18 protein-coding genes and 1 pseudogene are annotated in these 20,665 nt (G+C 35.6%); 12 read left to right on the forward strand and 7 right to left on the reverse strand.

The window, feature by feature from the left end; translation table 11 throughout:
• Positions 1-82: 82 nt before the first annotated feature.
• From KHA94_RS17740 to KHA94_RS17765, 6 genes are all read left to right on the forward strand, one after another.
• The gene (locus tag KHA94_RS17740) at positions 83-640 is read left to right on the forward strand and encodes an RNA polymerase sigma factor (protein ID WP_213103468.1); all 558 of its coding nucleotides are present in this window, start codon (positions 83-85) and stop codon (positions 638-640) included.
• On the forward strand, positions 633-1,403 hold the full coding sequence (locus KHA94_RS17745) for a hypothetical protein (RefSeq protein ID WP_213103469.1): 771 nt from the start codon (positions 633-635) through the stop codon (positions 1,401-1,403). The genes KHA94_RS17740 and KHA94_RS17745 overlap by 8 nt, the downstream gene beginning before the upstream one ends.
• Positions 1,390-2,268: an ABC transporter ATP-binding protein gene (locus KHA94_RS17750; protein WP_213103470.1), complete on the forward strand. Its 879-nt coding sequence runs from the start codon at positions 1,390-1,392 to the stop codon at positions 2,266-2,268. The genes KHA94_RS17745 and KHA94_RS17750 overlap by 14 nt, the downstream gene beginning before the upstream one ends.
• On the forward strand, positions 2,265-3,521 hold the full coding sequence (locus KHA94_RS17755) for a hypothetical protein (protein WP_213103471.1): 1,257 nt from the start codon (positions 2,265-2,267) through the stop codon (positions 3,519-3,521). The genes KHA94_RS17750 and KHA94_RS17755 overlap by 4 nt, the downstream gene beginning before the upstream one ends.
• 13 nt (positions 3,522-3,534) lie before the next feature.
• Positions 3,535-4,698, forward strand: coding sequence for a hypothetical protein (locus KHA94_RS17760; protein ID WP_213103472.1), 1,164 nt, complete (start codon positions 3,535-3,537; stop codon positions 4,696-4,698).
• Positions 4,699-4,871: 173 nt separating this feature from the next.
• Entirely contained in the window at positions 4,872-5,465 is a 594-nt protein-coding gene (locus KHA94_RS17765; RefSeq protein WP_213103473.1) for a lysophospholipid acyltransferase family protein, read from the forward strand.
• Positions 5,466-5,587: 122 nt separating this feature from the next.
• Here KHA94_RS17765 and KHA94_RS17770 read toward each other — a convergent pair whose 3' ends face one another.
• The 3 genes from KHA94_RS17770 to KHA94_RS17780 form a co-directional block, all read right to left on the reverse strand.
• Positions 5,588-6,928 (reverse strand): DUF4179 domain-containing protein, encoded by a 1,341-nt coding sequence (locus KHA94_RS17770; protein WP_213103474.1) that lies wholly within the window; start codon positions 6,926-6,928, stop codon positions 5,588-5,590.
• A complete protein-coding gene (locus KHA94_RS17775; protein WP_213103475.1) occupies positions 6,921-7,439 on the reverse strand; it encodes a sigma-70 family RNA polymerase sigma factor in 519 nt (172 codons plus the stop codon). Before KHA94_RS17775 ends, KHA94_RS17770 begins: the two co-directional genes overlap by 8 nt.
• A 572-nt stretch (positions 7,440-8,011) precedes the next feature.
• On the reverse strand, positions 8,012-8,899 hold the full coding sequence (locus tag KHA94_RS17780) for an aminoglycoside phosphotransferase family protein (RefSeq protein ID WP_213103476.1): 888 nt from the start codon (positions 8,897-8,899) through the stop codon (positions 8,012-8,014).
• Between the two features lie 107 nt (positions 8,900-9,006).
• On the opposite strand from KHA94_RS17780, the gene psiE reads away from it, so the two are divergent.
• Positions 9,007-9,432 (forward strand): phosphate-starvation-inducible protein PsiE, encoded by a 426-nt coding sequence (gene psiE, locus KHA94_RS17785; protein ID WP_213103913.1) that lies wholly within the window; start codon positions 9,007-9,009, stop codon positions 9,430-9,432.
• 36 nt (positions 9,433-9,468) lie between these two features.
• Here the strand turns inward: psiE and KHA94_RS25995 are convergent.
• A pseudogene (locus KHA94_RS25995) lies at positions 9,469-9,690 on the reverse strand (nitroreductase family protein); the annotation flags it as partial.
• 208 nt (positions 9,691-9,898) lie between these two features.
• On the opposite strand from KHA94_RS25995, the gene KHA94_RS17790 reads away from it, so the two are divergent.
• Positions 9,899-10,423, forward strand: coding sequence for a sigma-70 family RNA polymerase sigma factor (locus KHA94_RS17790; RefSeq protein WP_249365590.1), 525 nt, complete (start codon positions 9,899-9,901; stop codon positions 10,421-10,423).
• Positions 10,416-11,720: a DUF4179 domain-containing protein gene (locus tag KHA94_RS17795; protein WP_213103478.1), complete on the forward strand. Its 1,305-nt coding sequence runs from the start codon at positions 10,416-10,418 to the stop codon at positions 11,718-11,720. The genes KHA94_RS17790 and KHA94_RS17795 overlap by 8 nt, the downstream gene beginning before the upstream one ends.
• Positions 11,721-11,979: 259 nt before the next feature.
• On the opposite strand, the gene KHA94_RS17800 is transcribed toward KHA94_RS17795, so the two are convergent.
• From KHA94_RS17800 to KHA94_RS17810, 3 genes are all read right to left on the reverse strand, one after another.
• Positions 11,980-13,755 (reverse strand): ABC transporter substrate-binding protein, encoded by a 1,776-nt coding sequence (locus KHA94_RS17800; RefSeq protein WP_249365630.1) that lies wholly within the window; start codon positions 13,753-13,755, stop codon positions 11,980-11,982.
• A gap of 72 nt (positions 13,756-13,827) precedes the next feature.
• Positions 13,828-15,342 carry an ABC transporter permease gene (locus KHA94_RS17805; RefSeq protein WP_213103479.1) on the reverse strand — a complete coding sequence of 505 codons (1,515 nt, stop codon included), beginning with the start codon at positions 15,340-15,342 and terminating at the stop codon, positions 13,828-13,830.
• A gap of 13 nt (positions 15,343-15,355) precedes the next feature.
• Positions 15,356-16,798: an ABC transporter permease gene (locus KHA94_RS17810; RefSeq protein ID WP_420828181.1), complete on the reverse strand. Its 1,443-nt coding sequence runs from the start codon at positions 16,796-16,798 to the stop codon at positions 15,356-15,358.
• A 151-nt stretch (positions 16,799-16,949) separates the two neighbouring features.
• Between KHA94_RS17810 and KHA94_RS26305 the strand changes: the two genes are divergently transcribed.
• From KHA94_RS26305 to KHA94_RS17825, 3 genes are all read left to right on the forward strand, one after another.
• Positions 16,950-18,701 (forward strand): ABC transporter ATP-binding protein, encoded by a 1,752-nt coding sequence (locus tag KHA94_RS26305; protein ID WP_213103480.1) that lies wholly within the window; start codon positions 16,950-16,952, stop codon positions 18,699-18,701.
• A gap of 242 nt (positions 18,702-18,943) precedes the next feature.
• Positions 18,944-19,912 (forward strand): nuclease-related domain-containing protein, encoded by a 969-nt coding sequence (locus KHA94_RS17820; RefSeq protein WP_213103481.1) that lies wholly within the window; start codon positions 18,944-18,946, stop codon positions 19,910-19,912.
• 119 nt (positions 19,913-20,031) lie between these two features.
• Positions 20,032-20,577, forward strand: coding sequence for a purine/pyrimidine permease (locus KHA94_RS17825; protein WP_338030838.1), 546 nt, complete (start codon positions 20,032-20,034; stop codon positions 20,575-20,577).
• The last annotated feature ends 88 nt before the right edge of the window (positions 20,578-20,665 follow it).

A 20,665-nucleotide genomic window follows, 5' to 3' on the forward strand; every position in this document is an offset into this window, starting at 1 on the left:
CAAAACTATTTATTATTGTTTTACGAATAAATAGGTATAAGCTTATAAAACAGATGATGTTATAGAAATTGAGTGGTGAGAAATGGACAAAGAGCTTAAGCTGATTAAATTAATAAAGAAAAAGGGAAGTGAAGCGGCAGCGAATGAACTTGTTTCCATCTATTACCGCGAAATATACCATTACGTTTACAAACAGACTCTTGATCAAGAGCAATCGCTCGATTTAACGCAGGAAATCTTTATTAATATGCTCCAAGGACTCAATCAGTTTGAAGGGCAAAGGGCTTCATTTCGAACATGGCTATACAAGATTGCTACTTATAAAATAGTCGATTATTTTCGATCGAAGCATTATAAAATACGCAATCTCTCGGAGGATCTTGCTGATATAGCAATCAGCGGGGATGAAGACTTTACGGAAATGCTGCTGCAGAAGGATGAGATAGGGACTGTTATGGAGGCTGTCAATGTACTAGAAACTTCTCTTCAGCAAATATTTCGTCTTAAGTTATTTGCGGATTATACCTTTCAAGAAATTGCAGCAACATTGCAAATCCCTGAATCGACAGTTAAAACCAAGTATTATCGAAGCTTGAGGTTTGTACGGAAAGAAGTGAAGGAGGTTCATGCTGATGAATGATGAAAAGCAATTCTCTTACCCTGATAAAAAAATTATTGAACGTGAAATAACTGCGATTGTTAAAAAAGGCAAGATTGAAAGAGAATCATTTCCTAGACTACTACTCAGTATGTACAGACAAATTGGCGTTCGTTTTTTAATACGGGATAGAAAGGAAATCTCAATTGCTGTGACGATGGCAGTGATCTTGATGTTTGCAGTATTAACGAGTGGTCAGGAGAGGTATGAGTCATCTTCTAGTTTTTACGGTATTATCATGCTTGTTTCACCAATTCTTTATGGTGTGCTCTCACTATTGCCATTTCTACACAGTAAAATTAACGGAACATTTGAAGTAGAGATGACATGCAAATATAACCTGTATCAACTAGCTGCTTTTCGAATGCTTATATTTAGCGTGTTTTGTTTTCTATTAAACACGGTATGGGTACTTGCTATGGCGATGAAATTTTCAACTGTGCATTTCGTTCAGGCATTCATGATTTCGACAACTTCCTTGCTGATTTTCTCCTTATTGTTTTTATATGTGTTTACAGTTTTAAAAAAGATGATTACGAAGGTGGCAGCGGTCATGAGCTGGATAGGGCTTAACGCTTTGTTTGTTTTTATTGATTCAGTCGTTTACCAGCAACTTCTTGTTTCTGTCCCATGGTATTTATATGGAATTGTCATTTGTCTATCTGCCTATTTATTTTTGAAGAAGATAAAAGAGTTCATTATTCAGAATCAAAGGGAAGGAGCAATCAGCTATGTTAACAGTTAATAGTGTAAGTAAGGATTTTGGGAATTTTCCAGTTTTACAGGATATCCAGCTTGAGTTTTCGAACGGAGTATATGGTTTGCTTGCCCCGAATGGAGCGGGGAAAACAACTTTAATCAAAATGCTGACAACTTTGCTGTTTCCAACAAAAGGAGAAATTCTATATGAGGGACAAACTATTTTTAGCATGGGTGAGAGGTATCGTGATTTAATTGGCTACCTTCCTCAAAACTTTGGCTATTATAAGAACTACAATCCGAATCAGTATTTACAATATTTAGCCGCTCTTAAAGGGATTTCTAAGCAAGCTGCAAATGAAAAAATTCCTCAGTTGCTCAAGCTTGTTGCATTAGAGGATGCAATCAAAAAGAAGATGGGAAAGTTTTCGGGAGGGATGATTCAAAGAGTTGGAATTGCTCAGGCAATGCTGAATGATCCCAAAATCCTAATCCTAGATGAACCGACTGCAGGTCTTGATCCAAAAGAACGTGTTCGTTTCCGAAATCTTTTATCTGACTTAGCTCGAGATCGAATTGTTATTTTATCCACTCATATTGTGTCGGATGTCGAGTCCATTGCCAATGAAATAATTATGATAAAAGATAAGCGTGTTCTTTATAAAGACAGCATCCAGTCAATTTGTCAGCAGCTTGATGGCAAAGTGTATGAAATAGAAATGGATTTTGATCAGGTAAAGGCCTTTCGGAAGAATTTTTTATCTCTTTCTGAAAGGCAAGACAATGGCAGGATGAACATTCGATTCATTGCAGAAGAAAACATAAGACCAGAATGGAAGCGTGTGAAACCTACTCTGGAGGATGTTTTTCTTTATCAATATCAGGATAAAGAGGTTGAGCAAAAGGTATGAGGGTCCTGCTGTATGAAATCCGTAAAGCATTCCATTCGCCGATTATCCTCGGGCTTTTAGGTGTATTTATTGCCTTTAATTTTTTCTTAATCTATGAAAATTCCTTTATTAAGGATGATTTACGTAAGGTAAATCAATTTGCTGATAAATATGGAACGGAAATCAATGATGAAATGCTGGACAAGATGAAGCAAGATTATGAAGCCCAGATGAAAAAGGTAAATGAGAAAACAAATGAAGTTCTGTCAAAGACTTATGAAAGCATGGACGAATTTTATTCTGATCAATCCTTTTATCCGGCTGATCATTTTAATGAAAAAGAGCTTTTGCTTTTTAATGAAATAGCTTTGCTTGAATACTACTATTTCACTAGTCTTCATTTAGAAGAAAGCTTTCAAAACATTGATCCAATAGCAATCGCTGAACTTGAGATAAAGCAGTATGGAATTAGTGGGCAGGCGGCAGAATTGATTAGAAGTCAGTATGGGAAATTTACGGAACGCTATCAGGAAGTACTTGAAAATAAGGAATATAAGCATCTTTTCCCATCGCAAAGAGTGTTTGAAACACATCTATTGCTATTTAAAAAGATGTTTAAAGCAATCTTAATAGAAAGCCTAATTCTGACAGTCCTTGTAACGGCTTATATAATAAATTTTGAGTTTGATAAAGGAACTTATTTAATTGCTTATAGCTCAAAAAGAGGAAGAGGATTATGGGGAGATAAACTAAGGGCTGCGCTAATCATCAATGTTTTGCTATTCACTTTCATACTGGTTCTCGGGCTGATAGCTTACTTCAGCGTGTTTTCCTATAAGGAATTTTGGCATGTACCAATCAGCAGTTTTTTCAATGCAGGAAAAGAATGGTTTATGTCTTGGTGGAATCTCTCATTTATTGAGTATTTAACATCTTGTATTTTGTTAGCTTATGTATTAACCATTTTATTTACTATGATGACGGCTATTTTAGCTCGATATGTACGGAATAGCTATCTAGTATTCTTTATTTTTCTCTGTCTTTTTGGAGTGATTTTTGCTAATCAAGGAATTATTCCACGTAGTAATATAGCTTTCCTATTAGGATATTTTACACCAGTTAATCTTGTACTAAATTCGTTTGTATGGTTTATGCATAGAGCGGTTACGTTTACTCCATATTTTGAGGTGATTACAGTTGGAGTTTGGTTTGTAATTTTGCTACTTGGCATTCTTTTTTGCGCAAGAAGTTTTCGTAAATGTGATCTAAAGTAGAGGAGTGGATATTTTGAGGATCATATGGCAGGAAATGAAGAAAATTTTTAATCCGGTCATGCTGCTGATTTTAGTTTTAATAAATATGCTCATGTATTATATTTTCATAGGTTTTGACATATCTGTTTTTCCAAATGGTAGACCAGCGACGGATCATTATCATATTGGCATTGAAATGGTTGAAAAATATGGTCATGAATTAGATGAAAAAGAATTTAAGGATTTTAAAGAGGTGCTTCAGCAGGAAATCAAGAAAGCAGATGAATACATTCAATCAGACAAAGAATTTGCAGAGCTTGGCATTACGACTTATGAAGAATATCGGGAAATGAAAAATGAGGTTGTTAGGGATCCTGTTTTTAGTCAGCTAGATTCAAAAATAGTATTTGATATAGGTGTTGATTTATTTTGGGAGATTCCTGCAAGAGAAGACATAATTGAGGATTTTGAATTTGTTAAAGAACGCTACGGCTATGGTTATATTGAGCAACCAACAGAGGACCAGGAGCGGAGGATTCAAGAAGTGGTCAACACTGGTGCCGTCAATTCTATTTTTCCTGCTTATCCTGTGGAGGATAACTTCCATTCAATTAGTAAAAATATAACAATCACCATTCTAGTAAGTGTTCTATTTATGATTTCACCGATTTTTATTAGAGACTATAAGAATAATATGATTGGTTTACAGTACACCTCAAAGGCAGGAAGAAGTTTATTTAAGAAAAAGGTTGCTGCAGGGGCACTTTCAGCCTTCTTGATTACAACGATTCTCTTGGTTGTATATTACAGCATTTATGCTACAAATGATATCGGGATGTTTCTTGCTAGTGGGATTAATTCCTTTATGGGCACGGTGTATTGGTACGACTTTACTTTTCTGCAATTAATAATTTTAACGATTGGGTTAACCTATGTGCTAACGTTGTCTTTATCTCTCGTAGCGATTTATGTTTCAAGTATTTGCAAGAACTACATCGCCATCATCGGCTTTCAATTGCCCATCTTTGTGCTCGTATGCGTGCTTATTTTTAATAGATCCCTGCTAAGTGAGGCTTTTTTAATCTACAGTTCGCAGCTGAAAGTGGCTGTTTTGTATTGCGTGATCATTATTTCTCCTATTATCATGCTTATTTGGAAAAAGAGGCGGGAGAAAAATCAGGATATTTTATTTGAATAGAGAATAAGAAGACAAGACTTTTTTGAAGGTCTTGTTTTTCTTTGATATTGGGGGAAATACTTTTACAGTCTATATTTTTTTCGAATAAAATATAGACTTTTGTACTATCAACACTTAGTATTAGTACCAGATACTAACTTTAGGATTATATGTTTTTCAACTGGAGGGTACACATGTTATATAAATTGTTTAGCAGTATTCTGTTTTTTATCATAAAGCTGTTTAATAGATTGGAAGTTAAGGGAAAAGAAAATATCCCTGCTGGGCAAAGATACGTAGTAACTTGTTCCCATAAAGGGTGGGTGGATGTCATTATGCTGGCGGTTGCATTATATCCCATCCCCGTCCACTATATGGCGAAGAAGCAGCTGTTTGAAGGGAAATGGAAGAATCGATTTTTTCAATCGATTAATGCATTTCCGGTTAATCGGGAAAATCCCGGACCAAGCACTTTGAAAATTCCTCTTAAACTATTAAAGGAAAATAAATGTGTAGGTATTTTTCCAAGCGGCACAAGAACTAGTGAAGATGTGCCATTAAAAAAAGGTGCTGTCACGATTGCAATAAAGGCAAACGCCCCATTATTGCCTGCAGTCTTTAAAGGACCGACAAACTTTTCGCGGATTTTTAAGGAAAAGTCGATTGTTGTATTCGGGGAACCAATATTATTTCAGGAAGACAAGCAAGGGCTGAAGAGAGAAGAGATGATTGAAAATTATGTAGAGTTGTTAGAAGAGGAAATGAGAAGGTTGGAAGAAGGTTTGTAAGAGTATGAGATTGGTGGAATCTTAAATGAATATTATATTTTAATGAGTAAATCAGCAGACCTTTTTGGAGAGTAAAAAGGTCTGCTGATTATACTTCTCTGGAAGTTTAAAAATGATGATAGCTATTTTATTTTCAATTTGATTTTTTTATTGATAGTGGCCGGGTAATCTAATAATTTAAGCTTGATTGGTCCAGCGACAGCCTCTTCATCTGGATAAGGGACATAATAGGTCACATAGTTATTATTTGGTAAACCACCCCCACCAATTGGTTTACCCATACCTATGATATTTCCATTAAAATCTTCTGCATACATAAAAATTTGTTTATCAAAAATATTCGGATTGGTTTCTAATGTAATGGCAAGTTCTTCATTTCTTTTATATACACTTGATAATTTGCCATCTTTCGGTGCTTTAATAATTTTTTCCTTAACAGGATCAATTTCCACCCAAAGCTCATCTTTATCGACTGCACGGATGGAGCTGAAAGCCAAGTAAAGCTCTTTTGGGTCAGAGAAATAGTTACTTTGTAAGTAAATGATCATTTCATTTTCATTAACATATGAAGTAAAATCATTAGGTTCAATTTCCGCCCATTTTTCTCCTGTTTCATCTTCTATATGAATATCATTAAAGCCAAAAATCTTTTTACTGTTTTCTGGATTAACCATAATATCGATTGTTGTTTGAGTAGGGTAAATCGTTACTTTTTTTATTGTTATCTCTTGACCTTCAACTTTAACGGATTTGTTCATGTTTATAACTTTTTTGGCTGCAAATTTTTCTTTATCTAATGTAAGAGGTATATCTATATTTTGATTAAGCATTTTATCATTTACACTAAATGCAAAGGATAAAATAAGCTCTTCGGGTAAGATGTCCCCATCAGCTAAGGGAACTCTAGCTGTCGCTTTATTAACGTATTTTTTTTCTCCATTAGGATTAAGGTTTGAGTAGTATGCTCTATAAGGAAGAATATTTCTATTGCCATCAAGTAATGATATTTCTTCTGGGAAGATTTGGTCAACTACACCTTTAGCTCTATAATTGAAGAATATTAATAGTTCTTTTTCATCTCGAACAATTGAATCTATCGTTACTTTTACTTCGCCATTTTCAACGGTTGTTTCAATTTTTTGAAAGTAGTTATTTTCAGCAGCAGCTAATAAACCTTTATCTTGACGGATAAACTCCACTATTTTTTCTATGCCTGGTACATTTGAAATGTAATCCGCCATTGTATCGGAAACTTTTACAGATGTAATAAGGCTAATAATGAATACACTTGCAGCTAGAAATACTTTTATGGGGAGAAATTTTTTCTTTCTCATCTTCATAGCTTTTGCACGCTTCATTCCTTCTAAAATGGCCTGATTTGCAATATCATCTGAAATGGATAGATCCTGAAGAGTATTTCGCGATTTTTCTAATTCCTTTTCTTCTTTTTCAAAATCAAACATTCAACTCGCTCCTTTCTTCAAGTTGCTCTCGAAGTGCTTGCAATCCTTTATAAAGCCATGTTTTAATTGTGCTTTCAGGCTTATCTAAAATATCAGCAATATCCTTAATCTTTAAGTCATGATAATACTTAAGAATAATGACCTCACGGGAGTGTGAATCTATTTTTTCTAAGGCTTCCTCAATTTCAATTCTTTTACTGTAATCCACCGTTTCTCCGATATTTTCTATTAAACTTTTATCTCCATATCTCTTATTTTTTTGAATTTGATCATGGCAGTAGTTGAGCATAATTCGAATTAACCAAGTAGAAAAATATTCAGCTTGGTGTACTTTTTTTATCGAGCGATATGCTCTGAAAGTTACCTCTTGTAAGGCTTCTAATGCCTCTCCTTCATTTCTCAAATAAGACATCGCTATTTTTAACAAGCGAATTTTGTGAATCTGCATTAATTCGTAAAATGCCTGATCATCTCCTTTTTGTGCATTTTTAATGAGTTCTATTATTTCCAAAAAAGAACCCCCCTTTATTTATTGCTACTCGTTAGACATGGAAAGTTAGAGAAAAGTCTTAATTATTTTATTTTTTATAAAAATACCCCTTAAAAATTAAGGGGGGATGGAGTAGGCAATCACAAAATCATATTGAACGAATTATTACTAGAGCTTCGCAGAGTGAAATAAACAAATGTAGTATTGATATTATTGGAGAGACGGGTAATTCTTTTTTTTTAGTTATTTTCTAATCTTAATAGTGGACTATAATGACCGTTTTTTAAAAATATGATTTTATTTGAGTTAGGGAAGAAGCCACGAACCAGTCAAATTGGCCGGTAGCTGTCCACATTGAGCCCGAAAGAAGCCACGAACCAGTCAAATTGGCCGGTAGCTGTCCACATTGAGCCCGGAAGAAGCCACGAACCAGTCAAATAGTTTGGAAGCTGTCCACAATGAGGCCCGAAAGAAGCCACGAACCAGTCAAATAGACCGGCAGCTGTCCATATTGAGCCTTAAAGAAGCCAACAACCAGCTAAAATCGCCGTCCCCTCTATTATTATTACATTGCAAGTACTTTTTGTTTTCAATCAATTATTAAGAGTTTCCTGCAGCTTAAACAATTTAGCTAGAGAAGCATGGAAGTCAATCTTGTCGCCATTTTTAATCGAGTATAGCAATTCGTGAAAAATGGGCTGTAATCCATAGAAACTACTAACTCGATGGAAAATAGAATCTATATTTTCTTGTCCCTCATAATGGGAAAGAACCTTTTTAGTAAATGCAGCACCAAAATCCCAATATATCCCTGCAAAATCAAATGCTGGATCACTGATTTGAGCATCAGTAAAATCTATAATTCCTGTCAGTTTATTTTGTTCAGCGTGATAGATCATATTAGCCCCTGTAAGGTCTCCATGGATCACACATTTGTTTATTTCCATGTTTGAAAAAGTTTTGAAAAAACGATTAAATAGATGATTAATATTGTTCTTTTCAGCTTGGTTTAAAAAAGGGAAGGCCTCTTTTTTAATAGATGAGTAGAACTCATTCCAATATGAGCTAGTATGGATTGTTGTTAATCCTGTCTTTTTATATTCGATGCTATGTAATTTTGTTAGAAAATCTCCAAGAAGTATGGCTGTTTCATTTTCATTTATTTGATCATGACATTGGATCATCGGCAGACCTTCAATGTATTTATGACGAGTGCAAATAAGTCTTTTGTTTTTATCGTTAAGAAGCTTGTAGGCAGGGATGCTAAGTAAAGGCTCTTTTTCGCTTAAAAGATCCAACAATTGTTTTTCTATTTCTATTTTAGAAGCGATTTTCTCGTTTTTTGGGAAACGGAAGACGTCCGAATGATTAATCATGATAATATCGTTGTCCCAGCCTCTATGATTTTCCATTATTTCATTCATTTTTAAAGTAGGAAAAGCCTTCTGAATAAAGTCCACTTTTTCACTGGTATTCATCATTATCACCGCAATTAAGATATTTTTACATAAATTTTACCAGACGATGGTATCTTTTTGTCGTTTAATCTTCTAAAAATAAAGTGACAAGAAGTGAGGAGGAATACATGATGAATAAAATGAAAAGAGACTATGAAAACATAATAAATATAATTCCTATGATTCTACAGATCATTTTGAATGTTTCCCTTGTTGTATTGGCAGGGATATTATCTGTTTTATTAGTAAAGGAGTTAATTGTTTTTTTTCAGATGTTAATAGGAAGTGACAGCAACGATTATAAGCTTTTCCTTACCAATATTCTTATATTCTTTTTGTATTTTGAATTTATCTCGATGATTGTGAAGTATTTTAAAGAAAATTATCATTTTCCACTCCGATACTTTATATACATTGGCATTACTGCGATGGTAAGGCTAATTATTGTTGATCACGATAATCCGCTGTATACTTTGCTTTATTCACTTGTTATTTTGGTTCTGATCATTGGGTATTACATCATGCACATAACTCCACGAGCATCTATTAAAAAATAAGAACATTTCTATATTGAATAGTTCTAAACATAAATATTAGTGAAATTTAAGAACATCTTCGAAAGGTAAAAATGTTCTTTCTCCCGGTTGTTCATCTGGCTCCATTCCCCTGGAATATCCCAAGTTTGTTTCACTTCTTAATCAATAATTGGGTTCTAGTGCTGTAGCTCCAATGCCTTCAGCTGTTAAAGTTAGCCATGTTGCGTACTGTAACATGGCACTTCCTTGATGAAGAGTAGTACCGTATCGCCAATATGGTGCTTTCCTATAGATATATATTCTTATCATGATACTAAGGAGCAGAATTATTAAAGAAAAATTAAAAATTGAAACGTTCTACATACCTCGTTTGTCTAACAGTTAGAAAGGCGCCTTATTAAGCTGGTAATAATCCCGAGTATTCCCTGGAAATTGTGCTTATTGCAGATGCTAAAAGCTAGATAAGATGAAGGAAGGAGCAGTCATTTTGGCAGACATAAAGAAGGTCCAACGTGCCAAGAAAGGTAATCATAAAGCCTTTCAGGAGCTGATGGAGGAAGAAAAGATTAAACTTTATAAAATAGCTTATGTTTATATGAAAAACGAGGAAGATACGCTTGAGGTTTTTCAAGAAACCGTTTATAAAGCCTTTATTTCTATTAAAAATTTGAAGGATGAACGTTATTTCTCTACATGGCTAACACGAATCTTGATTAATACGGCATTTGATCTTTTAAACAAGAAAAAAAGAGTCATTCCTATGGAAAGAGAAGTGTTGGAGAGTAAAATCATTCCTTATTTGCCTAGTGAAGATCATTCTGATTTGATGCAGGCGATTACAGAATTAGATGAAAAATATAAGACAGTTTTAATTCTTCGTTTTTATAAGGATTTTACAGTCAAACAAATTGCTGAGTTTCTAGATTGTCCAGATGGAACGGTGAAAACAAATATTCATCGAGGGATTAGTCTATTGCGAGAAAAGATGAAGGAGGGTTGTGTAAATGAATAGCCAATTCCCAGAGTTTAAGAATGAAGTGGAAAAGATATCGGTACCAGCAGAAAAGCTTGATCGAATTATTGCCGATACAATTAGGGAAAACAGGGTTAAGAAATCAAAAAGGAAAATTGTTTTCTATTCATTAAGTGCTGCTGTAGTAGGGTTTGGCCTGTTTTTAGGCTCAGCAATTGTTTCTCCAGCCATGGCGAAGGTTGCTTCACATATACCGATAGTAGGAACATTTTTTAATGATTCTGCTGATGAAGGGCTAAGAATAGCCGGGAAAAAGGGATTGACACAGGTCATTGATCAATCATCAAAGGACAATGGCATCACATTGACGATAAATGAGGTTTTTTATGATGGGACACGATTAACCTTAGGGTATACGCAGGAATCACTTTTCGCTATCGGAGACCTCGAACGGCCGACGATAAAAGTGAACGGGAAGGAAATTAACTTTAGTTCAGGATATTCAGGAGAATTTATTACCCCTCAAAAATATAAAGGAACGATTGATATTACTCCAACTGAGGAGCTTCCAGAAGAGTTTGAGATGAAAATGAGAATCGATGCTGTCGGCCTCATTCCCGGAAAGTGGGCGTTTGAATTCCCGGTGAAGCAGTCGAATGAAGTAACTGTCATCAGACCAATGGATGTAAAAATGATTGATGGAGCAGAAGTACAACTGGCATCTTTAAAGCTTGGTCCAGCAGGCACAAATCTTAAGTTCAATGTTACAGTGGATGAAAAAAGTGATTTTGATCCGTATATGTTAAATTTCTATATTTTAGACGAAAAGGAAAATGTGTATGATTTCGTTGGATCAAGTGGAAATGGTGAAACAGAGAACGGAATAGAAAAGGCAAATCTTGATTATCTTTATGCACCTTTAAAAGAGGGAACGAAAAAGGTTAAGGTTATTCCTTATATCATTCCAAAGGTGGAGGATGGCTATGAAGAATACTCTGTTTCATTAGATGGACAAAGCCTCCCTTTCACAATGGTTCAAAATGAAGAGGAGAAAGTAAAAGTCACGGATATTCAGCATAAGAATGATAAGGTAATTGTCTATTTTGAAGTTCTAAGTGATGCTATTATTGACAATCATGCTTCCCGTAATTCAATTGGGCTAGAGGATGCAAGCGGGGAGAATTTAATATCTAAGGATAAGCCTTTAGCAGAAAGAATAGAAGGAAATCGGTTTAAACAGGAATTTTCAACAAAAAATATGAAAGGTTTAAAGCTGAAAACCTATAATCAGCCGAAACCAATTTTGTATGAGGCGTTTGAAATTGATTTACCATAAACTAATTTAGCCGTTTCCATTTTGGAGACGGCTTTTTTATCGAATTTGTGAACTTAGACAATAAAGTTGTGAACACGGACAATAAAATAGAAATTTGGACAATATCTTCTCAAAATGGCCAATAAATCTCCAGAACGGACAATATATTTGATATTTGGACAATATGTATAGGTAAGATAAAAAAAGCCTGCTCCAGTCAAAATATTTTTGTACCGAGGCAGGCTATTATGTCATTCATATTGAGTTTGTGTTGCTGCTATTACTTACTAGAGTTATACTTGTTCAAGAATTCCTTAACCTTAGCTTGATCTGCTTTCAGTTCGTTTCCGGTTTTCACAAGTGGGCTAACTGTTGAAACGGCTTTGATTTTTTTGCCTTGGTAATAGCTTAGGATTTCATCTTGATTGATTGAGTAGAGAACAGCTTTTCTTAAATCTTCGCTTTTAGCAACTTCACGATTAGCAGTATTAAATAGTAGGTAGGATACTGAGTTGCTTTCTATACTTTGAAGTTTTAACTTGCTGTCGCCTTCAACCACTTCATGTTTATTTTCTGGTACACCATATAATACATAAATTTCACCATTACGTAATGCGGAAAGTGAGCTATCCAAATCTTTAATGAATCGAAGCTTGATGTTCGAGATTTTTGGTTCGTTTTCTGTTCCTTTCATATAAGCAGGGTTTTTGTAGAAGATCGCTTCGTAATCATTTTTGTAAGAGAGAATGTAAGGACCGCTTGTGTAAAGTGTATTATTGTATTTGTCACCTTCAGTAACTGTATTTTGATCCCCATAAGGAATGTCTTTGTTTACATCAAAAGTAGCAACATCATAAGTGTTGATGCTCTCAACCTGCTTTTTAGAAACAATACCGGCCGATTGATGTGCTAAATAATTTAGTACCTGTGGAAATGGCTCTGTTGTTGTTACTTTCACAACTTGGTATTTACCCTCTTTGTTATTTGTTTGTGTTTTATCAGCAACAAGCTCAGTAATTTTAGTATCTAAGCCTTTTTCAAGACCTTCTCTAATGGATTCATCACTGCCTGATTGCTTAACATTTTCAAGTGCACTTAAATCAGTCACAACCTCCGCAGTTTTAATATGCTCATGCAAGCTATATGTGCGGTGGTCTGGTACTGAGTCCTTATCTTTTGCACGATTTAGAGAGAAGATGACATCATCTGCTCCTACACGCTCGCCAGTATCAACAGCTTTTTTATCTGTGATTTTGGCAAAATTAATATCGTCTCTCAATAGGAAATAATACTCTGCGTTTCCATCTGCAATGCTATAGTTACGTGATAGTGATCCATCAGCTGTAATTTTGTCATCATCCGTTAAGTTAATTAAACGAACATACATATTCGTGTTAATCATGTTAATAGAACCATCGTTACCCTTAATTGGGTCAAGTGATGTTAAGGTTGGATTTGCTTGAGATAAGACAAGCGGATCTGATTCACGCTTTGCTGTATCATTAAAATCAATTGTTTCCCAAGCAAGGGAACGTGATTTTGAAAGTCTAACTGTGTCAGGGTTTAGCACGTCTTTGTTAATGGCTTGTGTTTTTAAAGAAATGTATAGTGGTGCAATATAAGCTTTGTCAAATACAAGCAGCTGTTCTAATTCCTTATATGTTTCAACATAATCTTCAGGTGTTTGAGTGCTTGCTTTGTCAATTAATTTGTCTATTTCAGGATCAGCCATAATGCTGTAATCGCCGCCGCTTTTAAATAGGGAACGAACGGCGTAATCTGGGTTCCCAGTAACTGTTGTCCATCCTGACAATGAAACATCATAGTTGCCTGCTTCTTGTTGAGCTTTAAAACTGCCATAATCAGGCTGAATATTCAGCTTCACATTAAAGCCATTCTTGACAAGCTGATCGCGAACAATATTCATATCTTCTTCGCTGCTGCTCATTCCTAGAATTTCAATATCAACTTGCGCATTTTGTTCGCCGCCTGAATTCCCATTTGAAGCTGGTTTTTCTGCAACATCAGATTTTGTTTTAACACATCCTGCTAACATTAAAACGAAGGTAAGAAGCAGTGGTAAAAGAGATTTTTTCACAATGTATTCCTCCTTTGAAATTTTAAAATATTAATCTAATTTTGGATCGAGTGCATCCCTTAATCCGTCTCCAAAGAAATTAAAGGATAGAACGAGTGCAATAATTGCTAGCCCTGGATATATGGCTAGATAAGAATGGGATTCAAGATATGTGCTTCCAATTTTTAAGATGTTTCCCCATTCAGGAATGTGGGGCTCGACCCCAAGTCCTAAATAGCTTAAACTGCTTGTTGCAATGACGGCTCCCCCAATTGTTAGAGTCGCTTTTACAATCATGGGAGCAAGCGAGTTTGGAACAACATGTTGAAAAATAATAGATAGATTACTAGAACCAAGTGCACGGGCTGAGTCAACATACTCATAATTCGATACCATCATTACATTTGCCCGCATTGTTCTTGCATAAGTAGGTATGGATCCTACGCTTAGTGCAAGAACAAGTGTCATTGTGTTAGAGCCAAAAGCAGCGATAATGACAATAGCCAATAGAATACCTGGAATTGCGTAAAGAATATCAAGCAATCGCATGATAATATTGTCTGTTCGCTGTCCATAGTAGCCGGAAATGGCTCCAAGAAAACCGCCTATAATAAATGGAATAGCGGTCGATAAAAATCCAACGATAAGTGAGATTCTTGCTCCAAACACTATTCGTGAAAATAAATCTCTTCCAAAATTGTCTGTTCCAAGCGGATAAGCTAAGCTTGGTGCTTGAAGGATTGCGCTGTAATTATTCTCAACCGCCATCCCGTAGTCAAATGTTAAGTAGCTGCAAATGGAAATGGAAAATACAAAGACGATAAAGAATAAACCAAGCATTGCTGTCATATTAGATGCGATTTTCTCCCAAACCTTACGCCATTTCCCTATACTTGGACTATTCATGAAGCGTTCATGCATAAGCATATTCCAGCCTAATACGAGCGCAAAGAGATTACCCGTTACCGCTGTAAGCATAAGAGGGATAGCAAAGAATACCTTCCACCGAGCCCTTTGTTTACCTTTTCCATCCTTCGCAATAAGAAAAAATGTCACAAGTTGAAAAATGGCCATAACTAGCAATGCGCCCATCGCAGGTAGAAACGTATCCGCAACATAAGGCTTAAATAAATTTAATGCTGATATAGCAATGATAAAGATTTGAGTTAGCAGCATATATCCAGCAAGGGTATACTCAGGTGACTTTTCCGCTTTGACTAATTGAATGGCAAAGGTAAAGATAAAAATATTACCTGTCAAAATGCTTAATAGCTGAATAAGTCCAAGTTTTCTTGTTGAATTACGTAAATAGCCTATGCTTTGAAGATCCTTTTTGATCATAAAGGTGATAAGTATCTGAATACATGTAAACAGGGCATAGGCAACAAATACACTAAATACAAAAGGCTTCATTGCTTTTCCTGAAAAATCTATGCTGCTTACCAGAAAAATAATCGTAAGTGCAAGCGATGTAATCCATGTGAAGCTTGCCTGTGTATATTCTGATGATAATTTCAGCGCGTGCTTCTTTATATAACTTTCCTTTTCCTTTAAGATAGTTGCCATTCCTACACCTGCTTTAATATTGTTTCATTTTTGAACGGATTCGTGGGTCAAAGAACGCATACAAAATGTCGATGAACAAATTGATTAATGAAATTGTAATAGCGATATAGACAACCCCGCCCATAATGCTCGGGATATCAGGAATAAACTGCTTATCCACGATATAACTCCCAATTCCGCTAATATTAAATACTTTTTCAGTAACTGCTGCACCGCCAAGCATTCCACCAAACATCAAGCCAATAACGGTGATGACTGGAATCATGGCATTCCCGACAGCATGTTTCCAAAGAACTTGCCGCTGAGTAAGCCCCTTTGCTTTTGCAGTAATAATATAATCTTCATTAATGACCTCAAGCGTGGATGACCTTGTCATACGAGCAATCGAGGCAGTAAGTCCAGTTCCTAGTACAACTGCAGGCATAATAATAGAAAGCCAATTTTGAGGATTAAAGGTAGCCGGCAGCCATTGTAATTTAATAGAAAAATTTAAGATAAAGATAAGCCCTTGCCAAAAGTTTGGGATGGATAATCCTATCAGTGCTATAAACATAAAGGTATAATCAAAAAAAGAATTAGGCTTTGTCGCTGAAATAATCCCAATCGGTATGGCAATGATGATCGCCATTATTAGAGATATGACTGTTAATAAAAGTGTGATCGGGAATTTTCTTGCGATACTTGAGGCAACCTCTTCATTTCCTGAAAAGGATGATCCTAAATCAAATGTGAAAATTCCTTTCAGCGCATTCCATAATTGAGTTAAATACGGCTGATCAAGTCCATAAAGATGATTGAATGCCGCTATTTGTTCTTTTGTTGCCGTTTCACCGAGTATGTTTGCAGCAGGATCAAATGGCGACAAATACAAAATAGTAAAGACAAAAAAAGCAACACCGAGAATAACAAATAGACTCATAATAAGTCGTTCAAAAATATATTTCAAATATGGATTGCTATATAGTAGAATTAAAAGATACATAGGCAATCCAGGAATGAAAGTTAAGAACAAAAAAAGAGGGTTTGAGATTAAAGATTGAAAGGTTGTTTCATATGTAATTCTTTTATCGCCCTTTACCTCAAGTATTGAGGCAGCCTTTTCTTGTACGGTTTTTTGAAATTGTTCTTCTGCCCATTTCTCGGCTTGCTGTTCTATTTCCTTTTGATTTACCTTTTGGCCAAAGAAATTGTGCTTCCTTAACAATTGCTCCTTAAGCTCAAGGATTAATTTATCCTTAAATCCAGTTGCTAGAAGTGCTTTCTTTGTTTCTTCTACTATTGTAGAATATGTATCTTTTTCTCTTTGCTTAAAATAAAAAAGAAACACAACGAGGTGAACCGGAAAGCCAAGTATAAAGACTAACCATCTGTAAGAAGGGTGTGGCTGCATCTTGGTGTACGTACGTCTTATGATTTCAGAAAATTTAGATTCTTGGCTCTTTTTATTTGTTTTTATTACTTTTTCTACCTCCAAATCATTAGACCTCCCTTCATATGAAATTGCATTATTCCGATCTGTATAGTATATTTTAATTCATATTATGAAAAAGTCAATAAATAGTTTTTGTAATATTTAGAATATATTTAATTACTGGTAGGTGGAAGTTTTGGAACCGATTTTGAGAGTAAAAAATTTACGGGTATCATTTCTGTCGCGAGATGATGAATTTGAGGCTGTTCGCGGTGTTAGTTTTGAAGTGAAGAAAGGGGAAACATTAGGAATCGTTGGGGAATCAGGAAGCGGCAAAAGTGTAACGGCCAGGTCTATTATGCGACTGCTCCCGTCTCCCCCCTCTTTTATGAAGGAAGGAGAAATTACCTTTTTAGGTGAAAACCTCAGCACTAAAACTGAGAAGGAGATGGAAAGCATTCGTGGCCGGGATATCGGAATGATTTTCCAAGATCCAATGACATCTCTGAATCCGACAATCAAAATAGGAAAGCAAATCGCGGAAAGCCTGATTAAGCATCAGAAATTATCGCAGAAAGATGGCAAAGAAAAAGCAATTGAATTGCTTAAACTTGTTGGTATTCGTAACAGTGAAACGCGCTATAATCAATACCCTCATGAGTTTTCAGGCGGAATGAGGCAACGGGTTATGATCGCAATTGCTCTTGCTTGCCGGCCTACACTTTTAATTGCAGACGAACCAACAACAGCACTGGATGTAACGATACAGGCACAAATATTGAACTTAATGAAGGATATGCAGGAACGGTTCGGCACCTCGATCGTCTTAATTACACATGACCTCGGTGTTGTAGCTGGTATGTGTGATAGAGTTGTCGTGATGAAGGATGGAGAAATTGTAGAAACTGGAACAACTGAAGAAATTTTTGAAAATCCAAAGCACTCATATACATTGAAACTATTAAATGCACTGCCTCGTCTCGATGAGAAAAAGAAGCCAAAGCCTGCACCGCTGATTCTGCCGGGTACGGATTATAATAAACCATTGCTTGAAGTTCGAGGCTTGAAGCAATATTTTGATATGGGGAAGGGGAATGTTTTAAAAGCGGTAGATAATATCAGCTTCCATATTCGACCGGGTGAAACGCTAGGACTTGTCGGGGAGTCGGGTTCTGGAAAGTCCACAACAGGGCGTGCGATATTACGTCTTCATGAACCGACGGATGGAGATGTCTTATACCAAGGGATGGCAGTTAATCGGTTATCTCAAAGTGAAATGAAGATTATGCGCCGGCATATGCAAATGATTTTTCAAGATCCTTATGCGTCTCTAAATCCTAGGTTTAAAGTTCTTGACATTATTGGGCAGGCCTTAGATGTACACAAACTAAGCGGGAGTAAGGCTGAACGGAAAAGGAGAGTGGAAGAACTCCTTGAAATGGTAGGACTAGAACCATCTCATGCACTGCGCTACCCACATGAATTCTCTGGTGGACAGCGACAACGCATTGGGATTGCACGCGCTCTTGCAGTGGAACCTAAATTCATCGTCTGTGACGAACCGCTGTCTGCTCTTGATGTATCCATTCAATCACAGGTTGTTAAGCTATTGGAAGATCTGCAACATCGACTCGGTTTAACTTATTTATTCATTGCCCATGACCTATCCATGGTGAAGCATATTAGTGATCGGGTCGCAGTTATGTATGCAGGGAAGATTGTGGAGCTTGCGGAAAGTGAGGAGCTTTACTCGAATCCTCAGCATGAGTATACGAAAAAATTACTCTCTGCTATTCCTATCCCTGATCCAAAGATAGAATCAATGAAGAAAAGAGTATTAATGGAGGAGCAAACAGATGAAGACAAGTATCACTTAAGTCAATCTGAGCTTGTTGAGGTATCTAAGGGGCATTGGGTCGCCATGCCGAAAGTAGCTGTCCATGTATAATGAATAGGATGATGAGCCGTTTCCGCTTTATGGAGGCGGTTTTTTGCTTTTGCAAATAAAGCTGTCAATTTGGCAAATAAAATTGAAGTTTGGCAAATATCCTCTTCTGATTGGCAAATAAATATTCAAAATAGCAAATAAATCTATTTTTTGGATAAAAAGTTGAAAGGTTCAAGATTTTTAAGAGGAATAAGAGAAAGAACAGCGAATCCTCTATGATAAAACAGAAGGAGTGATGAAATTTGATAGTAAAAAAGCGAGAAATTTCTAGAAAAATACTAGCTTTAGAAGCAATTCTCCGTAGGTTACCGGAAAGTCATCATAAGAGGCAGATTATAGAACGGGATTTGTCGAAATATAACTCCGGATATCAAGGTGAAAAAGCATTAAACTATTATTTAAGCTTTATTGATGAAAATAAGTATCAAATTTTCCACAATCTCCGTTTAAGGAATGGTGAATATTTTTTTCAAATTGATACTCTTATTTTAACTACAAGCTTTGCTCTTCTAATTGAAGTGAAGAATATGTCAGGTAAACTAGTTTTTGAGCCCGAATTTAATCAATTAATTCGTAGTATAGATGAAAAAGAAGAAGGCTTTCCTAATCCGCTATTACAAATTAAACGTCAACAGATTCAATTTGAAAAATGGTTGGATAGACACCGATATATTCCAATGCCGATCGAGATATTAGTCATAAACAGTCATTCTGGATCTATTTTAAAGGGAAATAAGTTCATTTCAAAATATGTTTGTAAAATTGACCGAGTTCTTGAAAAAATCCAAGAGCTTGAAAAGAGATATACAACAGATATTTTAAATGTGAAAGAAATAAGAAAGATAGGTAATCTATTATTAAAAAAAGATACTCCTCCCAATACTCTTTCCTTACTTAAAAAATATTCAATCTCTCCATCAAATATTATTACTGGTGTGCAATGTCCCCAATGTAATGAGTTCCCAATGGTATATAATAGAAGAAAGTGGCAGTGTTCAAAATGTAGAACAATTTCAAAAGATGCACATATTAAAGCACTTCAAGATTACTTTAATCTTTTTAAAAATACTATTTCTAATACAGAATTCCGACAGTTTCTCCATATCGATTCTATTTTTTCAGCTTCTAAACTACTTAATTCATTGAAACTGGAGAAACATGGGGAAAGAAAAGGGAGAATTTATTCGCCAACTAAAGATTTTCTTCAATAATATTTGAATAGTTACAATATATGATGACTCCGAATGGCTTCTTATTTTTTTCGTATTAAGAATGAAAAATAACTCACAAATCCTCAGTTTTGATCAATAAGAAATTGTAGATCGCTTCGATTAGTGCAAGCGAAAAGCTTTTTCAAAAGGAATCATCACAGAAGCGATACCGACAATCTATTTTTATCACAAGTATTTTTTCTATAATTGGGACAGGCTTCGGGCTTGTACCATTTACGCCGTATACATCTACAATTGGTTTTTTGCAAAGTACGAGAATTCTAGATAAGAAGCCCTTTTTTATTGGAGGAGCGCTTATCACCTTGATCGGGCTTATTCCAGCCCTAGGGTCATTTTTGGCTTCCATGCCGATGACGGTTGGGAATGCAGTATTGTTTGTAGCCTACTTGCAGCTTTTCGGAACAGCTTTTAACAGTCTAAATGGAAAGGTATTTAATTCGAATACGATTTTTCGATTGGCTGCCCCTGTTTTGGTTGGAATCAGCTTAATGAATATCAATCCTTCTCTTTTCAAAGATTTACCCGTTCTGATTCAGCCATTTATTTCAAATGGATTGATCATGGGTGTGTTCATTTCGATTCTATTAGAAAAGATTGTTAATTGGTCGGCGTTTGAACAGCAGTTTGAGTTGAAGAATGGTTAAAAAGGTAAAAGCCCTCTGCTTGGTTAAGCAGGGGGTTTTTTTGCTCGGATTTTAGCATTCGATGAAGCCCTTTTTTACACCAAGTTTT

The sequence above is a fragment of the Cytobacillus citreus genome, from assembly GCF_018343665.1.
GTDB lineage: Bacteria > Bacillota > Bacilli > Bacillales > Cytobacillaceae > Cytobacillus > Cytobacillus citreus.

Coding starts and splice junctions, on each gene's coding strand:
- KHA94_RS17740 (WP_213103468.1), top strand. CDS start 83: ATGGACAAAGAGCTTAAGCTGATTAAATTAATAAAGAAAAAGGGAAGT.
- KHA94_RS17745 (WP_213103469.1), top strand. CDS start 633: ATGAATGATGAAAAGCAATTCTCTTACCCTGATAAAAAAATTATTGAA.
- KHA94_RS17750 (WP_213103470.1), top strand. CDS start 1,390: ATGTTAACAGTTAATAGTGTAAGTAAGGATTTTGGGAATTTTCCAGTT.
- KHA94_RS17755 (WP_213103471.1), top strand. CDS start 2,265: ATGAGGGTCCTGCTGTATGAAATCCGTAAAGCATTCCATTCGCCGATT.
- KHA94_RS17765 (WP_213103473.1), top strand. CDS start 4,872: ATGTTATATAAATTGTTTAGCAGTATTCTGTTTTTTATCATAAAGCTG.
- KHA94_RS17770 (WP_213103474.1), bottom strand. CDS start 6,928: ATGTTTGATTTTGAAAAAGAAGAAAAGGAATTAGAAAAATCGCGAAAT.
- KHA94_RS17780 (WP_213103476.1), bottom strand. CDS start 8,899: ATGATGAATACCAGTGAAAAAGTGGACTTTATTCAGAAGGCTTTTCCT.
- psiE (WP_213103913.1), top strand. CDS start 9,007: ATGAATAAAATGAAAAGAGACTATGAAAACATAATAAATATAATTCCT.
- KHA94_RS17795 (WP_213103478.1), top strand. CDS start 10,416: ATGAATAGCCAATTCCCAGAGTTTAAGAATGAAGTGGAAAAGATATCG.
- KHA94_RS17800 (WP_249365630.1), bottom strand. CDS start 13,755: ATGTTAGCAGGATGTGTTAAAACAAAATCTGATGTTGCAGAAAAACCA.
- KHA94_RS17805 (WP_213103479.1), bottom strand. CDS start 15,342: ATGGCAACTATCTTAAAGGAAAAGGAAAGTTATATAAAGAAGCACGCG.